Origin of the sequence: Polaribacter ponticola (assembly GCF_026191475.2) — a bacterium.
GTDB classification, from domain to species: Bacteria; Bacteroidota; Bacteroidia; order Flavobacteriales; family Flavobacteriaceae; genus Polaribacter; species Polaribacter ponticola.
Genome location: NZ_JAOSLC020000003.1, coordinates 720,542 through 743,620 on the forward strand (window position 1 = coordinate 720,542; position 23,079 = coordinate 743,620).

The window sequence follows — 23,079 nt, forward strand, 5'->3', positions numbered from 1 at the left end:
ATAAAAAAGCTTTAAAACCCCATTATCACTAATGTTAGAGAACTGTTAATTTTTTTTCAAAAAAACAAATGTTGTGGTATTGTATGGGTGTTTTACACCTATGTTGTAGCAACTATATTTCCAAAATATAACTTGTTAAGTTCTTATCGTGTAACAAGTTCATCTTTTTCCTTAACCTATACCTTTTTACCTCAACACTTCTTGGAGATATATTTAATAGTGGTGCTATTTCTTTTGAAGATAAGTTTAATCTAAGGTAAGCACATAATCTTAAATCGTTTGGAGTTAACTCTGGATGTTTAGATTTAATTTTCTTTAAGAATTTTTTATCAGCATTATTAAATGCTTCTTGAAACATTTTCCAATCATCTGTATTGTTTAGGTTTTTATCAATAATCTTAACAACATTAGCTAGACTTTGTTTTCCTCCTTCTGCTAATTCATTTTTAATGGAACTTAAGAACTCATTCTTTTTAATAATACTCATTGTAGATGTAGCTAATTCTCTATTTTTACTAGCAATATCGCTTCTTAACTTATCATTATTAAGTTTAATTATTTTTTGCGAACTCTCTAATTCTTTTAATTCTAATTCCTTTTGCGCTTTTTCAAGTAACTTTTCTCTTTGATTTCTGTAATAATTTCGATGTAAAACATTTGTTACATAACCTAATATTAAAAAACCAAGGATATAAATAACCATCATAAAATTACTTATATACCATGGTTTAGCTATATTAAAAGAGTATTCAGCTATATTACTGCTTAACTTATTATCCATGGTAGCTCTAACTTTAAAGGTGTACTCTCCAAAAGATAAATTTTTAAACAAAAGTGAGTTCGAATTCGAAAATTTACTCCATTTTTCATTCAATCCCTCCAATTGATATTGATACTTTACAGAAGAAGTACTATTATAATTGGGAACACTGTAAAAGAATTCTAAATTATTTTCATTACTATTAAAAAAAGCATTGTCTAATAAACTCATCATTTTATGCTCACTGTCAAGAACATTATTATAAACCTTGTTTATATTTACTTTAAAATCATTTGGTTCCTTTAAATTATTTAAATCAACAACCAAATAACCATCTCTAGCACCAATAAGGTATTTTTCTTCACTTAAATACACTATATTTTCATAACCTGAAGCTCCTTTATGAACAGATCCTTTAATAGGAATTATTTCTAAATCTGGTTTATTACTTAACTTACCAGGAGTAAAAAAACGAATATCATCTTCAGTAAAAGACCATAATTTATTATTAGTGTTATCAGAAAGTAGTTTTGCAGAAAGAAACTTTTCTGATGGTATTAATTTACTGTAAACGGTATCTATTTTAAAATCATTTATTTCTTCATTGTATTTGTAAACTCCTTTTTTACTAGAATAATAAATATCACCTTGATAATTAATTAAACTTGAATGAATTCCTTTTTCAATAGATTCATATTTATGAATCTTTAAAACTTTAGTAAAATCTTTATCTACATCTAATTTAAAAACGCCTTTATATTCATGATTAACAAAAATTTCAGTTTCTCCTTTTAATACAAAGTATCTACTGGACGTTGAAAACCCTTTTATTTTATTTCTTACACTCCAAGTATTACCTTTTTTTGAAAACACTATTAAACCATGGTAATTTCCTTGTATTAAGGTATTTTTATCTTTTTCAACCATTCCCCAAGCACCTCTAATATTGCTAATATTATTGGCTTTATCCTTATTTATAATAAAAGTTCCGGTATCATGCCCGCAAAATAAAACGTTATTTATTACTTGTAAATTCCAAACTTGACCTTGTGTGTTTTTAATAAACTTAAAAACATCTCCAGAATTATTTTTTCTATAATATAAGCCCTGATTTGTACCTAAATACAAATAATCATTAAAAACAATTGATGCATAAATAGTTCCCCAAAAATTATTTTTCTCCACATAAAGACCAAATGGAGAAGAAAGGTTTATAGAATTAATACCGTTATCCAACCCTAACCATATGTTATTATCTATATCTTCAAAAGTACTTAAAACGGTGTTATTACTTAGCCCTAAACTTTGAGTTATCTGATAATTAAATTCACCTTTACTATTTAGAACAATTATACCATTTGAAATTGTACCAAGTAAAATATCGTTGTTTTTTAATTGTTTAGCACTGTAAACTGTTTTATTAGATAAAAATTCATCAGATGTTATTTTCCAAGGGTTTAAAATAGCATCTTCTAAAATATAAAAACCTGCTTTTTGTGTTAAAAACAACAATTTATTGTTCTTTTTAAATATTTCTACAATAATATTCTCTTTTAAAACTTTATCTTCAGAAATTAATTTTGGAACTCCATTTTCAATCCTATAAACACCCTTATTATTTTCTTGAAAGTAAATTACACCATCAACTTTTGATAATTTATGAATTCTGTATTCTGCGTTTATAATTTTTATTTCATCTTTTTTTAAATTATATAGATAAATTCTTTCTAGTGATTTAAAAATCATCCAACCGTCTAACTCTTCAATTTCCCAGATTTGTTCATCTTCAAGCATTTTAATTTTATTAGTATCTGCAATAGACACATATTTTAAAACACCAAATTCGTCTTTTTTCCAATATCCAAAATCCATGTAAAAACCTGTATAGACCTTATTATCAAAGTTTTTAACAGACCTCATAATCGATTCATTTGGAGTAGGATACAATTGCCAGCTAGAACCATTATACTCTAATAAACCTTCATTGTTAGCTACATAAATAAATTTATTATTTCCTTGAGAAATAGCCCAATTTTGATTTTCTGCTCCGTAATCTTCTGTGGAAAAAATATTTATTGGAGGAACTTCTTGAGAAAAACAAGAAACCGTAAATAAATAAATAAAAAAGAAACTGTAAAGTAAATTATTACGCATATACATGAATGTTTGGGTAACAATATAATGCAAATAACTTAAAATTAGCTTATTAAAATATATTAGTATGGGAGTTTAATAGATAATACTTCTTCTACAAAAGAGATAATAACTTTACATTTAACATTTTAAATAAAAAAATAAAGCTTATAAATAAAAAATGTATTATTTAAAATAAATAGAAAAGTTAAATTCAAATACTAAAATTTATTAATAACTTACAAATAAAATAAACTATAAAAGCTCTCTTAATTTAGCAACAGTAAAATCTATTTCTTCTATTGTAGTAAACTTCGAAAATGAAAATCGAATTGAAGTTTTATCAGCTTCTTTATCAAGTAAAATTTCAGAAAGTACATGTGAACCTTTGTTACTTCCGCTCTGACATGCAGAACCTCCAGAAACAGCTACACCAAGCATATCTAAACTAAACAATAACATATCATTATTCACAGGAAAACGCACACTTAAAATTGTATAACTACTTTTCTCTAAGTCTGAAGACACGCCATTAAACCTTATTCCATTAGATATTTTTTTTAATTCCGAAATAAAATACTGTTTAAGATTTATTAAATTCTCTTTATCAATTAATATATTATCTGAAGCAATTTCTAGTGCCTTTTCCATACCAAGAATAGAATGTACATTTTCTGTACTAGAACGCGCACCTCTTTCTTGATCTCCTCCATAAAACATAGGTAAGACACCAAAACCTTTCTTAAAATAAGCAAAACCTACTCCTTTTGGCCCATGAAATTTATGTGCACTTGCTGCAATAAAATCGATTTGAGTTTTCTTTAAATCTAAATTATAATGTCCTATTGCTTGTACAGTATCTGAATGAAAAAGAGCATTATATTGTTTACATAAAACGACCACTTCGTTAACATTTAAAATATTACCTATTTCGTTATTAATAAACATTAAGCTAACTAAAGTTTTAGCTTCGTTTTTAGATAATAGAAATTCTAAATGCTTAAAATCTATATCGCCAAATTCATTAACTTTAACATATTCTACATCAATATTATACATTTTTTTTAAAAACTCACAAGTATGAAGAATCGCATGATGTTCTATTTTTGAAGTAATAATTCTTCGAACACCTAAATTTAAAACGGCGTTATTTAAAACTAAATTATCTGCTTCTGTACCTCCAGCAGTAAAAACAATTTCGCTAGCTGTAACATTAAAATGTTTAGCTATATTTTTTCTTGCAGTTTCAACAGCTGTTTTTGCTTTCCTACCAATTTGATGTATTGAAGATGGATTACCAAAGTTTTCTTGCATTGATAAATTCATTAATTCTAAAACATCAAAATCAATTTTGGTAGTTGCAGCGTTGTCTAAATATATAGCTTTCATATAGCAAAAATACAACTAATTAGAGTTCTGATAAACATAAACTTCAGTTGCTCCTAACCCGTATTTCTTATATGAAGCGTCATAATACTTTACTGAGTATTTATTTAATAAACTTTGTAATTCAGATTTTAAAACCCCTTCGCCTACTCCATGAATAAAAACTATTTTAGGTATCTTTTTACTTATTGCATAATCTACTTTTCTCTTTGCAGTATCTAATTGAATATTCAACATATCGTAATTATCTAACCCTTTTACAGACTTAACTAATTTATTTATATGTAAATCCACTTCTAGTATTATTTCGTTTTTTTCTTTTTTAAAAAGACTTTTTTAGATTTATTTAAATTTGTTTTCTCTTTTAATAACGGGTTATTAATATCGGAAAACTTCGTTAGTTCATGCTGTTCTTTCTCAATTTTAACTAATTCTGAAGCTGTAAAATTAAAAATCATTCCGTCTAATGTTTCAACAGAAATTAAGTTGTCTTTAATATTGACAACAACTCCTTTTAAAACATCATCTAAAACAGCAACTTTATCACCAATTTCTAAACGCATTCTTAACTTTTTAATAATTTACAAAAGTACTTTAATTAGTTAACTTGCAAAAAAACTCAAATGCTTAAAACTCCAACTATTACAACAAAAAAATTTTTTGAACATGTTTGTAAAAACTCATTTATTAATAATGAAAGAAAAAGCATCTTGCTTAAAGTTTCTAAAGCCATAATAAATGAATTAAGAAAAAATGGAGTTGTAAATATTAATTTTATTTGTACTAATAACTCTAGAAGAAGCCAGTTTGGACAGATTTGGAGTTATTTTATTGCAGAATATTATAATTTAAATATTAATTCTTTTTCTGGAGGGATAGATGTTACTGCTTTGCATAGAAATACAATTAAAACTTTACAAAAAGCGGGATTTACCTTTCAATTAACAGATTTTTCGCATCAAAACCCAAAATACCAAATCACTTTTGAGGGTAGTAAAGAATCTATTATTGGTTTTTCTAAATTATACTACAACCCAATTAATAACGAGCCTTTTATAGCCATAACTACGAGCAATAGCGCTAATAAAAATTGTCCTTTAATACCTAAAGCAAACTATAGGTTTCATTTACCATTTATAGATCCTAAGAGTTCTGATAGAACAAAACTTCAAAAAGAAACGTATTTAAATACAAGTAAACAAATAGCAGCTGAAATTAATTTTATCTTTTTTGAAGTTAAAAAGATGCTTTTTTAAATTTCTAAGCTTTTATCGTAAGGTATACTTTTTAAAATATGATTGATTACATTAATTCTAGCTTCAGTTTTTCTATTTGCTCTTATAATTTTCCACGGAGAATTTTCCTTATGAGTTCTATCGAACATCGCTTTCTTGTAAACTGTGTATTGATCCCATAAGGCTTGTGCCTTTTCATCTAGTTTTGTCATCTTCCATTGCTTTAATGGATCACTTTTAATATCTGCAAATCTTTTGGCTTGTTCTTTCTTTGAAATTGACATATAAATTTTAACCAAATGAATTCCAGACTCTAGAATCATTCTTTCAAAGTCATTTACTTGGTTCATAAAAATCTCGTACTCTTCTTGAGTACAAAAACCATTTACAGGTTCTACGACTGCTCTATTATACCAGCTTCTATCAAAAAAAACCATTTCTCCTGCTTTAGGAAATTGCTCTACATACCTTTGAAAATACCATTGTGATCTTTCATCTTCGTTAGGCTTAGGCAATGCAACAATTCTCATATGCCTTGGATTAATTCTCTCTGTAACTCTTCTTATTGCACCTCCTTTTCCTGCAGCATCTCTACCTTGAAAAACTACAATTATACGTTCGTCATTATTAATAGCCCAAGTTTGTAATCTAATTAACTCAATTTGTAACTTCTCTAGTTTTTTTTCATAATCTACAAATCTTAATGCTCTCTCAATATTTAAAGGTTCTTTAGACAACAAAGCCAACATCCCTTTTTTAGAGTTCAATTTTTTTACTTCAGATTCTGTTAATTTTTTCTCCATTACTTAATCTATTTCATTATTAATTGAACGATAATAACGCATTACAATATTTGGATCTGGGTTTAAAATTGTACCAGCTTCAGATTTACCCTCATAATCGAACTGAGATAAAACATGCCTTATAGCTTCTAATCTTGCAATTTTCTTATTATTAGTTTTTACAATCATCCATGGACTGTAAGTTGTATGAGTTTTAGAATACATTTCTGACTTATAGTGCGTGTATTTATCCCATAAATTCTGACCTTGCCTATCAACCGGACTAAATTTCCATCTTTTTAAAGGGTCTTCATTTCTACCCTCAAACCGTTTTAACTGCTCTTCTTTTGTTATTGATAACCAAAACTTAATAATTATTACACCATCTTCATACATCATATGTTCAAACTCTGGTACTTGAAGTAAAAAATCTTTATATTGTCTATCAGAACAAAAACCCATTACTGGCTCTACAACTGCTCTATTATACCAACTTCTATCAAAAAAAACTATTTCTCCAGGATTAGGTAACTCCTTAATATATCTTTGAAAATACCACTGACCTTTCTCTACATCTGTTGGTTTATTTAAAGCCACCAATCTACTAGATCTCGGATTTAAATGCTCCATAAACCTACGAATATTACCTCCTTTACCAGCTGCGTCTCTACCCTCAAAAATTATAGCAACTCTTTTCTTTTGGCTAGAAACATAACGCTGTAATTTAACCAACTCTATTTGCAACAAACGTAGTTCATTATTATACGACAGAGTTCTTTTTACTTTATTATATGAAATGTTTTTTTTATCTAATAAAGAGCGTAAATCTTGATTGCTTGTTAAGCTTTCAAAATCTTCTGCAGTTATTGTTACTTTTTTATTCATAGAGGTAATTTAATTTGACTAAAATAAAACCTTTTTCTGATAAATCTTAGAAAAAAATACCATTTTAAATTAGTTCATTTATATTTGTTAATTATGAAATATAAATTCTTCTTTTTTCTTTTATTTATTAGTGTTCACCTCACTTCACAAGAAAAATACTCTAAAGAAATTAGCTTTAAAAACGATAACGACTTATATGTTTCTACATTTAAAGATAGCTATTACACAAATGGAATGTTTTTAAGTTATAAATATATTTCAAAATTCAAAAGTAAAAATCAAGAAAAAAAGATATTAGAATGGAAAATTGGTCACGAAATGTTTACTCCATATAAATCTATTGTACAAAGTATAGTTGAGCACGATAGACCTTTTGCTGGTTATTTATTTGGTAGTTTTGGAATTAATCGAGTTTATGAAAACAATACTACGTTAAAAACAGCGATACAAATTGGTGTTATTGGCCCTAATTCATTTAGTGAGGAATTACAAGATTTTATTCATGATATTTATGGTTTCAAAAAAGCTGTTGGATGGAAACATCAAATAAGAAACGCATTTGGGCTAAATTTTAATGCAAATTATAATAAATACATTACTAAAATTAGTTCTAATTATTTTGATACTCATTGGGTAAATCAAACTAAATTAGGTACAATTTACACAAACATTTCTTCTGGTTTTTATACTAGAATAGGATTTAAACCGCTTCAAAAAATTATTAACACTATAGCATTTAACACAAATTTAAACAACAAAAACACTAACGGTGTAAGAGAAATTGAAAACTTTATGTACCTAAAACCAACTTTAACCTATGCTATTTATGACGCCACTTTACAAGGAAGTTTTTTAAACACAACTAGCGAGGTTACTAAAGAATTAAATCCAATTATTTTTGCTTTAGAAGTTGGTTTAAAATTTACGGCAAACAGATTTAATTTTGGCTACACATATAATTACAACACAAACAAGACTGATAATTTAAGATTTAGAAATGGTCATAAATATGGAACAATAATAATTAATTATTTAATTAGTGATTAAAAAAATCATCTTTAAAACCTATTAAATACAATTTTTCTTGTGCTCGAGTGATTGCCGTGTATAACCATCTAAAATACTCTTTAGAAACACCATCTGGCAAATATGGTTGTTCTATAAAAACAGTTTTCCATTGTCCTCCTTGAGATTTATGACAAGTCATCGCATAAGAAAACTTTACTTGTAAAGCATTAAAGTATTTATTTTTTTTAATTGCTAAAAACTGTTTATACTTAGATTTTTCATGTGTATAATCCTCTTTTACGGCCTGATACAATTTATTTGATTCTTCATAACTTAAAGAAGGACTTTCGCTAGTTATTGTATCTAACAACAAAACGGTTTCGAAAGGTTGCATCTCTGGATAATCAATCATTCTTAGTTCTACTTCTGCAAACTTAAACCCATACAAATCCTTTATAGAAAAAATTCTTAAAACCTCACAAATATCTCCATTGGCAATGAACCCGGCTTCTGAAGATTCCTTTAACCAAAAATAATTATTTTTAACTGCCATAACAAAGTCTCCTGGTGAAATTTCATTTTCTTGCCCACGAATTTGCATTCTTATTTGTTGATTATATTGATTGGCTCTTTTATTCGACCTTACTATAAATGCAGTATCCTCTACACCATCATTATCATAGGCAGAAACAAGAGCATCTTCAATATCGTAACCATCTATTAATCTTTTAATATCGGGATAATTTAAATCGAATTTAAAATCCTTATTTGCGTTTTGAATTAAGAATCTTAATTGAGTTGCATTTGCCAAAACACCAGAACTTTCATGCTGTCGCATAACTTCATCTAACTCAATTTCTATAACATTTTTAAGATAATCATAGGTTAGAGTATCTGCCTCTAAAGCCGGACTTACATCTAACTTTACAGGTGGTAATTGTGCAGTATCACCAATAAAAACTAATTTACAATTCGTTCCAGAATACACGTAAGACAATAAATCGTCTAATAATGAAGTAGAATCAAAAAACTTTTGATTTTGTCTACCATCGGGTATCATAGAGGCTTCATCAACTAAAAAAATGGTGTTTTTATGCTTATTAGGTTGTAAAACAAAATCGACAGAACCATTTGTTTGTTTTTTGGAAAATATATTTTTTTATGAATTGTAAAAGCAGGTCTTTTAGAATAAACAGAAATAACCTTAGCAGCTCTACCTGTTGGAGCTAATAATACTGCTTTTTTTCCAATAGAAGATAAAGCATTAACAAATGTACTTATTGTAGTTGTTTTACCTGTACCAGCATATCCTTTTAATAAAAATAAGTTATTTTTATCATTATCAAAAACAAAATCACTTAATAATTTTAATAATTGACTTTGTTTATTTGTAGGACTATGTGGAAACTTTTTTTGAAGTTCTTTGTAAAAATCAACAGGTAATTTTATCATATATAAATTAAAACATCAAAGATACATTGAATTGTAAATAAAAATTTTTATCATTGTAAAAAAATTGTAGATTTGCGTTAACACTATTAAAAAAAACAAATTAAAAATGAATTTATTACTAATGATTTTAGGAGCTGTTTTAGCATCAGTTCTTGTAGCCTTTATTATAGTTAAATATTTACCTTTAAAGTTAAGATGGATTCCTTCTATACTTTTATTGGTTTTAGCAGTGTTTTTAGGCTCTAAGATTTACAATGGAATTATGGAACCAATAAAGTTCAGTAAAGAAAAAATTGAAAAATTTGCTCCAGTAATTTCTAGTTTAAAAATTATTAGAGATGCAGAAGTTAAATTTTTTGAAGCTAATGGTAAATATACTAAAGACAAATCTGCTTTAATTCAATTTATTGATACTGCTCAATTGGCTTTAACTGAAACAAAAACTATTGTAGAAAAAGTTAATAAAGGTGGAGGTATTATTGTTGATGAAGAGAAAAGAGTTACAGATACAATTGGTTACGAACCTGTTTTAAAATATTTTAAAGACAGAGACTATAAAAACATGTTTAAAGTACCTAGTTTAACTGGAACAGAATTTGAATTAGAAGTTGGTGAGGTTGAAAAAGTACAAGGCTTATTAGTACCTACTTTTAGAGCAAGAACTCCTAAAAAAGATGTTTTAAAAGGAATGAATGAGTCTTTAGTTAAGATAGAAATAGAAGCTATTGAAACAGATCAAATTAAAGGCGAGTTTATTTCTGTAGGATCTTTAGAAGAAGTTAGTACTGGTGGAAATTGGCCTCCTTCTTATGATAAAAGAGACAGTGCAAAAAAAGAATAACAACATTTCTTTAAAGAATACAAAAGATAGAGAATTATCCATCCAATTTAGTTTGGATGGATTTTCTTTTTGTGTTTTAGATATAAACACTAAAAGAAATGTTTACTTTAAAGAATACCTTTTTGAAGAAACAAAGAAAACACCCGAAGATTTATTAAGTGAAATTGAGTCTATTTTTAACAGAGACCCAAATTTACAGCTAGAATTTTCTTCTGTAACTGCTATTCATCAAAATGAATTATCATCTCTTGTTCCTACTAAATACTTTGACAAAAACTCATTATTAGCATATCTAAATTTTAATATAAAAACATTAAAAACAGATTTTATAACTTTTGATGAAATAAAGAATATTGAAGCCAAAACAGTATATGTTCCTTATGTGAATATAAATAATTATCTATTTCAAAATTTTGGTGAATTTAATTACAAACATCACAGCACAGTATTATTAGAAAAACTACTAAGTATTGAAAGCTCCCCTAGAAAAACAATGTATGTAAATGTAGATAAACATACATTTAACATTGTAGTTTTAGAGAACAAAAAATTAATTTTCTCTAATACTTTTTCTTATTATACCAAAGAAGATTTTATCTATTATATTTTATTTACTGCAGAACAGATGCAATTAAAAACAGAAAAATTTAATTTATTTTTTATGGGAAAAATTGATCAAAATTCTGAAATTTATAAAATATCATATACTTACATTAAAAACATCTATTTTCTTAAAAGTAGAAATCCATTATTTAAAGAATTAGAAATTGCTAATCACTCTAATTATATATTATTAGGCTAATGAGAATTATATCTGGAAAACTAAAGGGAAGACGTTTAAGAGCTCCTAAAAACCTACCTGTTCGCCCAACTACAGACATGGCTAAAGAAGCCTTATTTAACATATTAAACAACCTATACTATTTAGATGGTATAGCTGTTATAGATTTATTTGCTGGTACTGGTAATATAAGTTATGAATTTGCTTCTAGAGGAACCAAAAGCATTTATGCTATTGACGCAGATTACAATTGCATAAAATATATAAATAATACTTCTAAAGAACTAGAACTAGACATAAACACATATAAAAATGATGTTTATAAATTTTTAGAGAAAACTTCATTAAATGCAGATGTAATTTTCGCCGACCCTCCTTATGATTTTACTACTGAAAAATTTTTAGAAATTGCAGATACAGTTTTTACAAAAAACATGCTAAAAGATGATGGTGTTTTAATTATTGAACATTCCAAACACACTAATTTAACTACCCATAAAAACCACAGCTACGATAAACGTTATGGAGGCAATGTATTTAGTTTTTTTGAACACACTACTTTAGAAGAAAATGATGAAAATTAAAGTAAAGAATTTATAATATCTGAAATAGAAACACCTTCTGCTTCTGCTTTATAATTTTTAACGATTCTATGCGATAATATTGGTATAGCTACAGCTTTTACATCCTCTATATCAGGAGAATATTTACCATGAACTGCAGCATGAGCTTTTGCAGCTAAAATTAAATTCTGAGAAGCTCTTGGTCCTGCTCCCCAATCTAAATAGTTTTTTACCAACTCTGTAGCTTCGTTAGATTTTGGTCTTGTTTTACCAACTAAACCAACAGCATACTCAATAACATTATCTGTAACCGGAATTTTACGAATTAACTTCTGAATTGCTACAATCTCTTCACCAGAAAAAATTGCATCTACAGTTTGCTGAATGCTACTTGTAGTAGCTTTTACAACTTGTACTTCTTCTTTAAAAGTTGGATATTCTAAATTAATAGAAAACATAAATCTATCTAATTGAGCTTCTGGCAATGGATAAGTTCCTTCTTGCTCAATTGGGTTTTGTGTAGCTAAAACAAAAAATGGTAATTCTAATTTATAATGATTTCCTGAAACCGTAACAGAACGTTCTTGCATTGCTTCTAATAAAGCTGCTTGTGTTTTTGGCGGAGTTCTATTTATCTCATCAGCAAGAATTATATTAGAAAATATTGGTCCTTTTATAAACTTAAACTGTCTATTTTGATCTAAAATTTCACTACCTAAAATATCTGAAGGCATTAAATCTGGCGTAAATTGAATACGTTTAAAGTTTAACCCTAACGCATTAGAAACGGTATTTACAAGTAATGTTTTTGCTAAACCCGGTACTCCAATAAGTAATGAATGGCCTCCACAAAAAACAGACAAAAGTGTAAAATTTACAGCTTCTTCTTGACCAATAATTACTTTTCCTATTTCAGATTTTAATGAGTTGTATTGATTTACTAACTCATTTACAGCTTTAACATCAGACATTTTTTATTTTGTTTCCTTTTTCCAATTTTTATTAAAAGTACACTTACTATGTGTAGCAGACATTTTAATATATGTATCTTTTATTTTTTCTTTAGACCACTTTGTAATGGTTTCTTCTTTCTTTTTTTGTAAAGCTAATTGCTGGATTTTAACATAATCTTGAACCAACTCAGCTGTATGAGTATCTGTCCTATCATTCATTAGAATAAACTTATACATTTTTGCTCCTCCACGAGTCTCATCATAAAAAACATCGGTAAACTCACCTTTTTTAAGATCATTTACCCTTGCATATAATGCTGGGTCCATTCTAGTTAAATCAAACTTAGACTCACCTGTATAACCGTTAACAATTAAGCCTCCATTATTTTTAGTATCCTTATCTTCAGAATACTTTTTTACAGCTTCTTTAAAAGTAATAGTTCCTTCTTTTATCTCTTTTAAAATTTTTTCAACTTTTTCTTTTGTTGTCTTTAAAGTAGCTTCAGGAATAACAGATTGCATTAAAATATGAGATGCAACTCTAGTATTACCCTTAATCTCATGCAATTGCATTAAATGATATCCAAATTGCGATTTGAAAGGCTTAGAAATCTGGCCAACATCTAAACTAAAAGCCATTTCTTTAAATTCTTTTATAAATTGAGATTCTTTTGTTACTGTATATTTTCCTCCATTTTGAGTTACACCAGGATCTTCTGAATTAATAATAGCTTTCATTTTAAAACTAGCTCCTTCTTCAATTTGCTTTTTTAAATCATTTAATTTGTTTACAATTCTTTCATCTTCTTCTGCAGAAGGTTCAGCATTAATAACAAGTTGCGCTAATTCTATTTCTGCAGGAAATTCTGGCAAGTCTCCTTTTTCTTTTAAACCATTAAAATACAAACGTACTTCTTCTGGCGTTACATTAATCTTCTCTGTTATCTTAGCTTGTTCTTTTTCTATTAAAACATTTTCTGTCTGAACAGTAAATAACTCTTTCTTTAAATCATCTAAATCATTAAAACCATAAGCTTTAATAACCTTATCTACACTACCATATTGTTTTGTAAAATAGCTAACACTTTTATCTACCCTACTTGTAATCTCAGGATCTGTTACAATTACACTATCAATTATAGCATGATGAGCAAGAAGTTTTTGCTGCATTAATTCTTCTAGCATTTCACAATCTGAAATTGTAACTTTACCTTCTGACCTTACCTCTACTTCTTGTTTAAATTTTTCTATATCAGAATCTAAAACAATATTTTTTCCTATAACTACTGCAACACCATCTATTTTCACTTTTTGTGCAAAAGTTGAAATACTCATCAACCCAAAAAAAGCTGTTATAACAGTTAATTTAGTATACTTTAAAATTGTTGTTCTTTGTTGCATCTTTTACTAATATTTTTTCTATATCTCTAATTAATTCAATTTTACGTTTATGTAAAATCATTTGTTTTATCTTAGGTTTAATATAACTTAAAGGCGCTGTATCATTCCTAATTAAAACATCTTTTATAGCCACCAAATATAAACCTATTGAATCTTGTTTTTGAAGTAATTTTGTTTTTTTTAACAGATTTTCCTTAGAAAAAGGCAGTTTTAACAAAACCTTATCTAATTGGGTCCAAATAGAGTCGTTTAAATGATGAAACTTAAAACTTAATTGCTGTTTTTCTAAAGCTTCTAGGTCTTCTATATCGTAAGACTTAAATAAATTTTCTAATTCTTTTTTATTAATAATATTGTTATCAAAATGAAGGTATTTAATTTTAACTAACTCTTCATTTAATCTAAAATTATCTTTACTTTTTAAATAAAAATCTTCTATCTCAAAATCATTAATTACTGTATCTAACTGCTGTTTAATCAGCATTTCTTTGTAATTATTAATTAGTAAACTCTCTTTATAATCTTTTACAAGCGTATTAATTTCACTTACTTCTTCTAAAGTACTATTATTTTCTGCTTTTTTTAATAACAATTGTTTTATTGCCCAATCATTTATATAACTTCTTACCAATACTACACTATCTTCTTTACTTATATTTGTTGGTAAAGCACTTTTTAAATCTTCTTTAAATAATTTTTCTGTATTAACAATAGCTACAATTTCTGATGTTTTTTCAACTTTCTCTTGAACATTAAAATAGTTGCATGAAGAAAGACTTAAAGCAATAAAAAGTAGAATTGAAAATTGTTTCATTATTTCTTTTTATAATATTTAACTAATTTCTTTAATTGCTTCTTATTTACTTCGATAGTACTCTTTCTCTTTAAATCTGCAATCCAATTTTTCTCCAAGAAAAGCTGATAATCATTCATTACTTCTCCTTTTATTTTTTTTAATTCTTTAGTTTTATAAGAATTTAGATTAGCTTCAAAAAAGTTTTTTAACCCTAAAGTATCTTTAGAAGATTGGTTCCATATTTTTTGTTGCATTAATTCAAATAACAACAGACCGTCTTTATACTCTTGTAATGTGTAGGCAAATTCTGGTTCAACTTTTTCTAAATTATCTTTATAGTACGATAAAATTTCTTTGTCTTTAAATTCTTCAAAAAGCTGAAACACAGGAATATTTTTTTCCTTTGAATAAAATGAACAAATTCTTCTTGAGTACTGTTTTGGCCATTAATTGTTAAAATTATAGCCTTAAGAGAATCTTTTGGCATTACTCTTATATCTTTTCTACTAAAAATGCTCTTAGCATTTTCATTTTCTGTAATTACATATTTCTTTTTTAATTTATCTATAACTACTTTTTGAGACAATTGTGCTCTTTCACTAGATCTTACTTTATTCTTTAATTCTCTTTCCAATTCTTCAAAAGATTGAACAGGATATTTTTTGATCAACTGAACAATATGCCAACCAAAACGAGTTTTAAATGGCTTAGAGTAAGCTCCTTCTTTCTGCAAACTAAAAGCTACATCATCAAAAGATTTTACCATAACTCCACTCCCAAACTTCCTTAACTTACCTCCTTTAGATTTAGAACTTACGTCTGTAGAATATTTTCTAGCCAAAGCTTTAAACTGCTCATCACTTTCTAGTTTTTGATAAACTGTATTAATTAATTCTTCACCTTTAGCAGTTTTATCATTTATTAAAATATGTGCAACTTCCACTTCACCTCTAGAAAGTCTAAAAGCATCTACTTTTAAAATATGATACCCAAAACGTGACTTAAATGGCTTAGAAATCTCACCTACTTTTGTTTTGTAAGCATTATCTTCAAAAGCGTAAACCATTCTAAAAGCAGAAAAATATCCTAAATTACCTTTATTACCAGGTCTTCTTGTTTTTGGATTGTCTCTAGCAGAAGGATCTTCAGAAACTTCTACAGCAATTTTTTCAAAATCCTCACCAGCTACAATTCTTTTTCTAATTTGCACTATTTTATTATATGCCTCTAAAGTATCTTTTGGCGTTGCTTCTTTTGGTGTTCTAATTAAAATATGCTTTGCTTTTACCTCATTTTTTGTTCTAAAATAAGCATCTTTTACCAATTTATTAATAAATGAAGAATCTTGCATATATGGTGCAGAAAGTTGATTTCTATAACCTTCCATCTCTCTTTTATAAGATAAAAGCGTATCCAACTTTATTTTATATGCTTCTTTAACTTTTAATTTATAACTAATAAAAAGTTCTAGATTTTTCTCTACATCTTTTGCTTCATCATTATCTAGAGCATCTAAATTTTTTTCATAAACTCTTTTAAATTCTGAAACCGTTGTTTTTTCATCATCTATAGTTAATAAAACTTTACTCTTTTTTTGCGAAAAAAGAGAACTTACACTACATAAAACTACTAATAATAATAATAACTTTTTCATAAACTTATAATGATATAATTCCTTTAATTTTTTCAGCTTTTTTATAATATTCAATAACCGAACTTGCACTATCAATTTTTAAAACAATAGAAATACTAACATATTTACCTGTTTTAGATTTCTTCGTTTTAATTACTGCTCCTGTGTTATTAAATAGATTTTGTACTTCATTTACCTGATTTTCGTCTGAAGGTACAATAAACTTATACATATAATCTGCAGGAAAACTAGTTGTGTCTTCTAACTGAACTTTTAATTTACTATAAAAAGCATTTTTATCACTCATAATAATTGAATATCTTTTTTACTATTTTAAATAGCAAGCTACAAAATTACATTAAAAATTAGTTTTATAAAGCGAATGATTTATTTTTGTGATTTGCTTTACAAAACACTTAAGCAAAATTATAATAACTCTAAGACAAAGTACTTGCAAAAAAATCAGCAAAAAATCGTTTTAATCGGTGGCCCTGGAACAGGGAAAACAACTATTATTAATAATTTGAAAAAGAAAAATTTTTTCTGTTTCGATGAAGTATCTAGAGAAGTAATTTCTAAAGCACAAGAAAAAGGTATTGAACAATTATTTTTAACTGAACCTTTATTATTTAGCGAAATGCTACTTGAAGGTAGAGAAGAACAATTTTTAAACGCCGATAAAACTAAGGAAAATATTGTTTTCTTTGATAGAGGAATTCCAGATGTTCATGCTTATATGAATTATTTTAAAACCAAATACCCTAGTTTATTTATAGAAAAAAGTTTAAAATACAAATACGATCTAATTTTTCATTTCTCTCCTTGGAAAGAGATACATGTAACAGATAAAGAACGTTATGAAACTTTTGAAGAATCTACTATTATAGATGAATTTCTAACAAAGGCTTATACAGAATTAGGTTATAAAATAATAAATGTTCCTTTTGGTTCTATAGATGAAAGAACCAACTTTATTCTTAATTCGCTTTCTTGCGAAATATGACTACTCCAAAAGAAATATTAAAAGAGTATTGGAATTTTTCTTCATTTCGAAGTCCACAAGAAGAAATTATTAACGCTGTTTTACAAAATAAAGATACAATAGCACTTTTACCAACTGGAGGAGGAAAATCTATATGTTTTCAGGTTCCTGCACTAATAAAAGATGGCGTTTGCATTGTTATATCTCCACTAATAGCATTAATGCAAGATCAGGTAGAAAGCTTAAACAAAAAACATATAAAAGCAACAACCATAAAATCTGGTTCTTCTCAAGATGAGATTATTACACTTTTTGACAACATTAAGTTTGGGAACTTTAAGTTTTTATATATTTCTCCCGAAAGACTACAATCTACTTTTATTCAACAAAAAATTAAAGAATTAAACATTTCTTTTGTAGCTATAGATGAAGCACATTGCATATCTGAATGGGGACACGACTTTAGACCCTCTTTTAGAAACATTAAAATATTAAGAGAACTTATTCCTAATCTTAATTTTATAGCGCTTACCGCAACTGCAAACAATAGAGTTTTAGAAGACATTTCTAAAAACCTTGAATTAGAAAACCCTTCAGTTTTTAGAAAATCTTTTGAAAGAGAAAATTTAGCATATCAAGTTTTTTCTGTTGAAGATAAATTATTGCGGTTAGAACAAATTTTTACGAAGACAAAAACACCAGCTATTGTTTATGTAAACTCAAGAAAAAAAACAGTAGAAATTTCTAGTTTTTTGAATTCAAGAAAATTTAAAAGCAGTTTTTATCATGGAGGATTAACGTCTAAAGAAAAGCAGAATTCTTTTAAAAATTGGATGACAGAAAAAACACCAATCATGATTTCTACAAATGCATTTGGAATGGGAATTGACAAATCGAATGTTGGAATTGTTGTCCATTATGACCTTCCTTTAAGTATAGAAAATTACATACAAGAATCTGGAAGAGCTGGCAGAAATAATAAAAAATCTTTTGCTGTATTATTAAAAAATGAAAACGATATTTTTGTTTATAAAAAACAGGTAGAAAAATCATTACCAAGTATCATAGAAATTAAAGAGGTGCACAAAAAATTGTATCAATATTTTAGAATCTCTAACGGAGAAATTACAGAAAAATTCTACGCTTTTAACATTTTAGAATTCTCAAAAATATATGGTTTTTCAGTTTTAAAGGTAGATGCAATTTTAAAAATACTATCCAACAACGGCATCATAGAACTAACAAATACTTATAATCAAAAATCTACAGTATTTTTTAAAGCAACTAGTAAAAATGTTGTTTTACACGCCATAAGAAATATCTATACAAAGACATTTATAAACTCACTACTAAGAACTTACACAGGTCTATTTAAACAAGAAGTTAAAGTAGATGAATTTCTACTTGCTAAGAAATGTAACATCACTTCAAAGCAAGTAATTGCAAATTTAGAGCGTTTAGACCAAGAAGAAATACTAACCTACAAGAGAGTAAAAACAGATTTAGAAATTTGTTTTCTAGAACCAAGAGAAGATGATAAAACCATCAATAGATATTCTAAAGAAATTATAAAGTTTCTAAAACAGAAAGAAAAAAATCAAGCGATTTCTTAGAATATATTCAGAACAAATTCACTTGCAGAAACATTCAAATATTAGAATATTTTGATGAAAAATCAACAAAAAAATGTGGCATTTGCGATGTATGTTTATCCCAAAAGAGAAAAAAATGAAGACATTTCTTTTAAGATTATATCACTTTTAAAACTTAAAAAAAGTTGTAATTCTCAAGAAATAAATCAGCATTTAGAAGCAAATGAAAAAGACATTTTAATACATTTGCGTAAACTTTTATCTGAAGATAAAATAGAAATCAACAACCAAAACAAGTACCAACTTAAATAAAAAAACATGAAAGATTTACGTATTATTTTTATGGGAACACCAGATTTTGCTGTTACCATTTTAAAACATTTAGTAGATAATAATTACAATGTAGTTGGTGTAATAACTGCTGCAGATAAACCAGCAGGAAGAGGAAGAAAACTAAATGAATCTGCAGTAAAAAAATACGCTTTATCAGAAAACCTACCAATTCTTCAACCTACAAATTTAAAAAGCGTAGCGTTTCACAAAGAATTAAATGCACTCAAAGCCGACTTACAAATTGTTGTTGCTTTTAGAATGTTACCTAAAGCTGTTTGGAAAATGCCTGCTTTTGGTACTTTTAATCTGCACGCTTCGTTATTACCAGAGTATAGAGGAGCTGCTCCTATTCATTGGGCAATTATAAATGGAGAAACTAAAACAGGAGTTACTACTTTTTTTATTGATGATAAAATAGATACCGGTGAGATTATATTACAAAAAGAAATACAAATTAATGATATAGAAACTGTAGGTTCTTTGCACGATAAATTAATGTATTTAGGTGCAGATTTAGTTGAAGAAACTGTAAATTTAATTTCTAATGGAGATGTAAAAACTAAAAAACAGCCGGAATTAGAAGAAAAATCTGCCCCAAAATTAAACCCAGACAATACAAAAATAGACTGGAACGATTCTTTAGATAATATTTATAATAAAGTTAGAGGGCTAAATCCATTTCCTACAGCTTGGACTGTCATAAAAAATGATACGGAAGAAATAACAGCCAAAATCTATGCATTAACAAAAGAGAATAATGATCATAAATTTAGTGTAGGAAAAATAATTACCACTAAGAAAGAAATGAAAGTTGCCGTAAATGGAGGATTTATTTTTATAAATGAAATTAAGCTTTCTGGTAAGAAAAAAATGGACATTAAAAGCTTACTAAATGGTTATACTTTCTCTTTAGATTCAGAAATGCTATAAACCCTTTATTGGTAAGGATTTTAGAGTTTTTTGATTTATCACCCTACCTTTATCAACAATTTGAGCCTATTTATTAACAAAAACATACTTTTTAGGGTGTCAAATTTGCGTGAGCCCTTAATCCGTCTATATTTGTTAAGCTTAATAGCAAAAAAATAATATTCAATTAATTTTAAAATCTATTTATTATGAACAAGTCAGATTTAATCGACGCAATGGCTGCTGATGCAGGAATATCTAAAGTAGCTGCTAAAGCATGTTTAGAATCTTTTACAGGAAATGTAACTTCTGCTTTAAAAGGTGGTGGTAAAGTTGCTTTAGTTGGTTTTGGAACTTTTTCAGTTTCTAACAGAGCTGCAAGAACTGGTAGAAACCCACAAACAGGAAAAACTATCCAAATTGCTGCTAAAAATGTAGCTAAATTTAAAGCTGGAGCTGGATTAAGCGACGCTGTAAACTAAAACATATAGTTTAAAGTATTTAAAAACTCTCTTTTTAAGAGAGTTTTTTTATTCCTATATTTTCTTTATATTTACTTATGCCCCATTTAAAACCTCTTAAAGGAAGATTATTAATTGCTGAACCTTCTATTTTAAATGATAGTTCTTTTAATAGAGCAATTATTTTAATAACTGAGCATACAGACAGCAACTCTATTGGCTTTATATTAAATAGGCCACTAGAATATACTATTCAAGATTTATTACCTGAAATAGAATGTAATTTTAGAGTTTACCAAGGAGGTCCAGTAGAACAAGACAACCTATACTTTGTTCATAAAGTACCAAACCTTATACCAGATAGTATTGAAGTTGATAATGGTATTTTTTGGGGAGGTAATTTCGAATCTTTAAAATTTTTACTAAACAATGGCACGTTAGAAAAAACTGACATTCGCTTTTTTCTTGGATATTCTGGCTGGAGCAAGCATCAACTTGAAGATGAAATAAACATAAACTCATGGTTTGTTTCTGAAAACGACATAGAAAATACTTTTTCAGAAGAAAACTCTACACTTTGGAAAAATAAAATACTTCAAAAAGGTGGAGATTACAAACTTTGGGCAAATGCACCAAGTGATGTTAATTTAAATTAGACAGAAGTAACCTCTAACACTTTAAGACTTTTTGCAATTTTAGCAGAAAAATCAGTTTTAAAAGACTTCTTTTTATAATTAGTAACACCTTGCACTCCAATTATTGCATTAGATATAAAAACTTCATCTGCTTTTTGGATTTCGAAAGGCGAAATATTTGTTTCCTCTAAAGTAAAATTTTCATTTTTAGAAATTATATCTATCACCTTACCTCTAACAATACCTTTTATACAGCCTTCTGCTAAAGCTGGAGTTTTTACAACATTACCTTTTAAAATAAAAATATTTGCATTTGTTACTTCTACAACTCCTTTTTTTCATTGATTAGAACACAATTATCCAAATCGTTTTCTTTAGCATAAATACTTGCCAAAGTATTTACCATCCTATTATTTGTTTTAATAGTAGATAATAAACCCGAATAATTATAAAAATCTTTAAAAACATCAACCGTATACTTTTCTTTTTCTTTATAAGTATTGGCTTTTACATCTACCAAATAATCAATTTCATTTGTTTTAGGTGTATATAAACCTCCATCTTTTCTATAAACATTTAATCTAACACGAAAAGAATCCGATTTATCTTGAATAGCTACAGTTTTTAAAATTTCTTGCTCTAAAAACTCTAAAGTAAATTGCATTGGTATTTTCATACGCAACATTCTCATAGAAGCCATTAATCTAAAATAATGATCTTCCCAAAAAACAACTTTACCACTATTAACTTTTACAGTTTCAAAAATTGCATCTCCATATTTAAAACCTCTATTTTCTATAGTTAAGTTTATGTTTTCTTCCAGCAATAATTCCCCATTAAAATTAATCATACATATGTTTTTAGAAATGCAAAATTACTATATTTATAAGATTTTTAGCATAAAAAAACTCAGCAAATTGCTGAGTTTTATATATTTTTTAAACTTTAACCTATTAAGCTCCAATTGTATGTTTTAATTCATCAATTTGGTTCTCCCAAAGTTGTTTAGCTTCGTCTACCTCATCTTCATCATCTGCAAAATCGGTAACTATTAAAGAAACATCTTTAGTTAAAGCATCTACTTGAATTTTTATTTCAAAAAAACTATCATCATCTTCGCTTTCTAACCATTTAAATCTAACTCTTTCACCAGATTTTTTTGTGATTAACTCTGCCTCTTCTTCCTCTCCATCCCATGAAAAAGAAAAAATTTTACCTCTTGAGTTAACTTTATCTGCAAACCATTCTTGTAAATTAGAGGGTGATGAAATGTACTGATACAGCATATTTGGTGATGCATGTATAGGAACTTCTATTTCGTATTTTACTTTATCCATTGTTAAAAAACTTAAGCCGACAATATAGGTATTAATTCTATTTAAAAAAATTAAACACTCAACTTGCTAGTTTGTAAAAATCGATTATATTTGCAGCCTCTAACAAATGGCGAGGTAGCTCAGTTGGTTAGAGCGCAGGATTCATAACCCTGAGGTCACGGGTTCAAATCCCGTTCTCGCTACAAATTCAAATTACTTTAAAACAACAGTTTAGTTAGCTC

At 27.3% G+C, this 23,079-nt stretch carries 22 protein-coding genes, 1 tRNA gene and 3 pseudogenes; 12 read left to right on the plus strand and 14 right to left on the minus strand.

The features are described from left to right. Nucleotides 1–112 precede the first annotated feature (112 nt). The 3 genes and pseudogenes from N5A56_RS08170 to N5A56_RS08180 form a co-directional block, all read right to left on the minus strand. On the minus strand, nucleotides 113–2,914 hold the full coding sequence (locus tag N5A56_RS08170) for a helix-turn-helix and ligand-binding sensor domain-containing protein (protein ID WP_265725016.1): 2,802 nt from the start codon (nucleotides 2,912–2,914) through the stop codon (nucleotides 113–115). Between the two features lie 234 nt (nucleotides 2,915–3,148). Next, nucleotides 3,149–4,282, minus strand: a complete 1,134-nt coding sequence (locus N5A56_RS08175) for a cysteine desulfurase family protein (RefSeq protein ID WP_265725017.1) — start codon at nucleotides 4,280–4,282, stop codon at nucleotides 3,149–3,151. A 15-nt stretch (nucleotides 4,283–4,297) separates the two neighbouring features. Next, nucleotides 4,298–4,842: pseudogene (locus N5A56_RS08180) on the minus strand (Smr/MutS family protein). Nucleotides 4,843–4,902: 60 nt separating this feature from the next. On the opposite strand from N5A56_RS08180, the gene N5A56_RS08185 reads away from it, so the two are divergent. Further along, entirely contained in the window at nucleotides 4,903–5,535 is a 633-nt protein-coding gene (locus N5A56_RS08185; RefSeq protein WP_265725018.1) for a low molecular weight phosphatase family protein, read from the plus strand. Here N5A56_RS08185 and ppk2 (N5A56_RS08190) read toward each other — a convergent pair. Both ppk2 (N5A56_RS08190) and ppk2 (N5A56_RS08195) read right to left on the minus strand, forming a co-directional pair. Beyond that, on the minus strand, nucleotides 5,532–6,317 hold the full coding sequence (gene ppk2 / locus N5A56_RS08190; RefSeq protein ID WP_265725019.1) for a polyphosphate kinase 2: 786 nt from the start codon (nucleotides 6,315–6,317) through the stop codon (nucleotides 5,532–5,534). The genes N5A56_RS08185 and ppk2 (N5A56_RS08190) overlap by 4 nt on opposite strands. A 3-nt stretch (nucleotides 6,318–6,320) precedes the next feature. Beyond that, complete coding sequence (gene ppk2 / locus N5A56_RS08195) at nucleotides 6,321–7,181, minus strand: polyphosphate kinase 2 (RefSeq protein WP_265725020.1); 861 nt, start codon at nucleotides 7,179–7,181, stop codon at nucleotides 6,321–6,323. A gap of 93 nt (nucleotides 7,182–7,274) precedes the next feature. Between ppk2 (N5A56_RS08195) and N5A56_RS08200 the strand changes: the two genes are divergently transcribed. Next, complete coding sequence (locus tag N5A56_RS08200) at nucleotides 7,275–8,228, plus strand: lipid A deacylase LpxR family protein (protein ID WP_265725021.1); 954 nt, start codon at nucleotides 7,275–7,277, stop codon at nucleotides 8,226–8,228. Here N5A56_RS08200 and N5A56_RS08205 read toward each other — a convergent pair. Continuing rightward, nucleotides 8,218–9,641: pseudogene (locus tag N5A56_RS08205) on the minus strand (ATP-dependent DNA helicase). The gene N5A56_RS08200 and the pseudogene N5A56_RS08205 overlap by 11 nt on opposite strands. A 106-nt stretch (nucleotides 9,642–9,747) precedes the next feature. On the opposite strand from N5A56_RS08205, the gene N5A56_RS08210 reads away from it, so the two are divergent. From N5A56_RS08210 to rsmD, 3 genes are read left to right on the plus strand one after another with little or no spacing between them, the layout of a single operon-like run. Next, nucleotides 9,748–10,482: a hypothetical protein gene (locus N5A56_RS08210; RefSeq protein WP_265725023.1), complete on the plus strand. Its 735-nt coding sequence runs from the start codon at nucleotides 9,748–9,750 to the stop codon at nucleotides 10,480–10,482. Next, nucleotides 10,451–11,284: a DUF3822 family protein gene (locus tag N5A56_RS08215; protein WP_265725024.1), complete on the plus strand. Its 834-nt coding sequence runs from the start codon at nucleotides 10,451–10,453 to the stop codon at nucleotides 11,282–11,284. The genes N5A56_RS08210 and N5A56_RS08215 overlap by 32 nt, the downstream gene beginning before the upstream one ends. Further along, the gene (gene rsmD, locus N5A56_RS08220) at nucleotides 11,284–11,847 is read left to right on the plus strand and encodes a 16S rRNA (guanine(966)-N(2))-methyltransferase RsmD (RefSeq protein ID WP_265725025.1); all 564 of its coding nucleotides are present in this window, start codon (nucleotides 11,284–11,286) and stop codon (nucleotides 11,845–11,847) included. The genes N5A56_RS08215 and rsmD overlap by 1 nt, the downstream gene beginning before the upstream one ends. Here rsmD and N5A56_RS08225 read toward each other — a convergent pair. From N5A56_RS08225 to N5A56_RS08250, 6 genes are read right to left on the minus strand one after another with little or no spacing between them, the layout of a single operon-like run. Beyond that, nucleotides 11,844–12,797 (minus strand): AAA family ATPase, encoded by a 954-nt coding sequence (locus N5A56_RS08225; protein ID WP_265725026.1) that lies wholly within the window; start codon nucleotides 12,795–12,797, stop codon nucleotides 11,844–11,846. The genes rsmD and N5A56_RS08225 overlap by 4 nt on opposite strands. A 3-nt stretch (nucleotides 12,798–12,800) precedes the next feature. Continuing rightward, nucleotides 12,801–14,180 carry a peptidylprolyl isomerase gene (locus tag N5A56_RS08230; protein ID WP_265725027.1) on the minus strand — a complete coding sequence of 460 codons (1,380 nt, stop codon included), beginning with the start codon at nucleotides 14,178–14,180 and terminating at the stop codon, nucleotides 12,801–12,803. After that, nucleotides 14,146–14,994, minus strand: coding sequence for a hypothetical protein (locus tag N5A56_RS08235; RefSeq protein WP_274270325.1), 849 nt, complete (start codon nucleotides 14,992–14,994; stop codon nucleotides 14,146–14,148). Before N5A56_RS08235 ends, N5A56_RS08230 begins: the two co-directional genes overlap by 35 nt. Continuing rightward, the gene (locus tag N5A56_RS08240) at nucleotides 14,994–15,362 is read right to left on the minus strand and encodes a hypothetical protein (RefSeq protein ID WP_274270326.1); all 369 of its coding nucleotides are present in this window, start codon (nucleotides 15,360–15,362) and stop codon (nucleotides 14,994–14,996) included. Before N5A56_RS08240 ends, N5A56_RS08235 begins: the two co-directional genes overlap by 1 nt. Next, complete coding sequence (locus N5A56_RS08245) at nucleotides 15,299–16,630, minus strand: peptidylprolyl isomerase (protein WP_274270327.1); 1,332 nt, start codon at nucleotides 16,628–16,630, stop codon at nucleotides 15,299–15,301. The genes N5A56_RS08240 and N5A56_RS08245 overlap by 64 nt, the downstream gene beginning before the upstream one ends. 4 nt (nucleotides 16,631–16,634) lie before the next feature. Then, on the minus strand, nucleotides 16,635–16,916 hold the full coding sequence (locus tag N5A56_RS08250; RefSeq protein ID WP_265725030.1) for a DUF493 family protein: 282 nt from the start codon (nucleotides 16,914–16,916) through the stop codon (nucleotides 16,635–16,637). Nucleotides 16,917–17,060: 144 nt separating this feature from the next. Between N5A56_RS08250 and N5A56_RS08255 the strand changes: the two genes are divergently transcribed. The 6 genes from N5A56_RS08255 to N5A56_RS08280 all read left to right on the plus strand — a co-directional run bounded on the left by N5A56_RS08255 (nucleotide 17,061) and on the right by N5A56_RS08280 (nucleotide 21,542). Beyond that, nucleotides 17,061–17,612, plus strand: a complete 552-nt coding sequence (locus N5A56_RS08255) for an AAA family ATPase (RefSeq protein ID WP_265725031.1) — start codon at nucleotides 17,061–17,063, stop codon at nucleotides 17,610–17,612. Beyond that, nucleotides 17,609–19,204, plus strand: a complete 1,596-nt coding sequence (locus N5A56_RS08260; protein WP_265725032.1) for a RecQ family ATP-dependent DNA helicase — start codon at nucleotides 17,609–17,611, stop codon at nucleotides 19,202–19,204. Before N5A56_RS08255 ends, N5A56_RS08260 begins: the two co-directional genes overlap by 4 nt. Before the next feature lie 54 nt (nucleotides 19,205–19,258). Continuing rightward, nucleotides 19,259–19,495, plus strand: a complete 237-nt coding sequence (locus N5A56_RS08265) for a hypothetical protein (RefSeq protein ID WP_265725033.1) — start codon at nucleotides 19,259–19,261, stop codon at nucleotides 19,493–19,495. Nucleotides 19,496–19,501: 6 nt separating this feature from the next. After that, nucleotides 19,502–20,446, plus strand: a complete 945-nt coding sequence (gene fmt / locus N5A56_RS08270; protein WP_265725034.1) for a methionyl-tRNA formyltransferase — start codon at nucleotides 19,502–19,504, stop codon at nucleotides 20,444–20,446. A gap of 188 nt (nucleotides 20,447–20,634) precedes the next feature. After that, complete coding sequence (locus tag N5A56_RS08275; protein ID WP_265725035.1) at nucleotides 20,635–20,907, plus strand: HU family DNA-binding protein; 273 nt, start codon at nucleotides 20,635–20,637, stop codon at nucleotides 20,905–20,907. Between the two features lie 77 nt (nucleotides 20,908–20,984). Continuing rightward, on the plus strand, nucleotides 20,985–21,542 hold the full coding sequence (locus tag N5A56_RS08280) for a YqgE/AlgH family protein (RefSeq protein ID WP_265725036.1): 558 nt from the start codon (nucleotides 20,985–20,987) through the stop codon (nucleotides 21,540–21,542). Here N5A56_RS08280 and N5A56_RS08285 read toward each other — a convergent pair. Further along, nucleotides 21,539–22,371: pseudogene (locus tag N5A56_RS08285) on the minus strand (aminotransferase class IV). The gene N5A56_RS08280 and the pseudogene N5A56_RS08285 sit on opposite strands and share 4 nt — an antisense overlap. A gap of 103 nt (nucleotides 22,372–22,474) precedes the next feature. Continuing rightward, nucleotides 22,475–22,858 (minus strand): START-like domain-containing protein, encoded by a 384-nt coding sequence (locus tag N5A56_RS08290; protein ID WP_265725037.1) that lies wholly within the window; start codon nucleotides 22,856–22,858, stop codon nucleotides 22,475–22,477. Nucleotides 22,859–22,966: 108 nt separating this feature from the next. On the opposite strand from N5A56_RS08290, the gene N5A56_RS08295 reads away from it, so the two are divergent. Then, nucleotides 22,967–23,040 (plus strand) — tRNA-Met (locus N5A56_RS08295). Nucleotides 23,041–23,079: the final 39 nt, after the last annotated feature.

Excerpts from the sequence above, each read along its gene's own strand:
- N5A56_RS08170 (WP_265725016.1), bottom strand. The coding sequence starts at position 2,914 with ATGCGTAATAATTTACTTTACAGTTTCTTTTTTATTTATTTATTTACG.
- N5A56_RS08175 (WP_265725017.1), bottom strand. The coding sequence starts at position 4,282 with ATGAAAGCTATATATTTAGACAACGCTGCAACTACCAAAATTGATTTT.
- N5A56_RS08185 (WP_265725018.1), top strand. The coding sequence starts at position 4,903 with ATGCTTAAAACTCCAACTATTACAACAAAAAAATTTTTTGAACATGTT.
- ppk2 (WP_265725019.1), bottom strand. The coding sequence starts at position 6,317 with ATGGAGAAAAAATTAACAGAATCTGAAGTAAAAAAATTGAACTCTAAA.
- ppk2 (WP_265725020.1), bottom strand. The coding sequence starts at position 7,181 with ATGAATAAAAAAGTAACAATAACTGCAGAAGATTTTGAAAGCTTAACA.
- N5A56_RS08200 (WP_265725021.1), top strand. The coding sequence starts at position 7,275 with ATGAAATATAAATTCTTCTTTTTTCTTTTATTTATTAGTGTTCACCTC.
- N5A56_RS08210 (WP_265725023.1), top strand. The coding sequence starts at position 9,748 with ATGAATTTATTACTAATGATTTTAGGAGCTGTTTTAGCATCAGTTCTT.
- N5A56_RS08215 (WP_265725024.1), top strand. The coding sequence starts at position 10,451 with ATGATAAAAGAGACAGTGCAAAAAAAGAATAACAACATTTCTTTAAAG.
- rsmD (WP_265725025.1), top strand. The coding sequence starts at position 11,284 with ATGAGAATTATATCTGGAAAACTAAAGGGAAGACGTTTAAGAGCTCCT.
- N5A56_RS08225 (WP_265725026.1), bottom strand. The coding sequence starts at position 12,797 with ATGTCTGATGTTAAAGCTGTAAATGAGTTAGTAAATCAATACAACTCA.
- N5A56_RS08230 (WP_265725027.1), bottom strand. The coding sequence starts at position 14,180 with ATGCAACAAAGAACAACAATTTTAAAGTATACTAAATTAACTGTTATA.
- N5A56_RS08235 (WP_274270325.1), bottom strand. The coding sequence starts at position 14,994 with ATGAAACAATTTTCAATTCTACTTTTTATTGCTTTAAGTCTTTCTTCA.
- N5A56_RS08245 (WP_274270327.1), bottom strand. The coding sequence starts at position 16,630 with ATGAAAAAGTTATTATTATTATTAGTAGTTTTATGTAGTGTAAGTTCT.
- N5A56_RS08250 (WP_265725030.1), bottom strand. The coding sequence starts at position 16,916 with ATGAGTGATAAAAATGCTTTTTATAGTAAATTAAAAGTTCAGTTAGAA.
- N5A56_RS08260 (WP_265725032.1), top strand. The coding sequence starts at position 17,609 with ATGACTACTCCAAAAGAAATATTAAAAGAGTATTGGAATTTTTCTTCA.
- N5A56_RS08265 (WP_265725033.1), top strand. The coding sequence starts at position 19,259 with ATGAAAAATCAACAAAAAAATGTGGCATTTGCGATGTATGTTTATCCC.
- fmt (WP_265725034.1), top strand. The coding sequence starts at position 19,502 with ATGAAAGATTTACGTATTATTTTTATGGGAACACCAGATTTTGCTGTT.
- N5A56_RS08275 (WP_265725035.1), top strand. The coding sequence starts at position 20,635 with ATGAACAAGTCAGATTTAATCGACGCAATGGCTGCTGATGCAGGAATA.
- N5A56_RS08280 (WP_265725036.1), top strand. The coding sequence starts at position 20,985 with ATGCCCCATTTAAAACCTCTTAAAGGAAGATTATTAATTGCTGAACCT.
- N5A56_RS08290 (WP_265725037.1), bottom strand. The coding sequence starts at position 22,858 with ATGGATAAAGTAAAATACGAAATAGAAGTTCCTATACATGCATCACCA.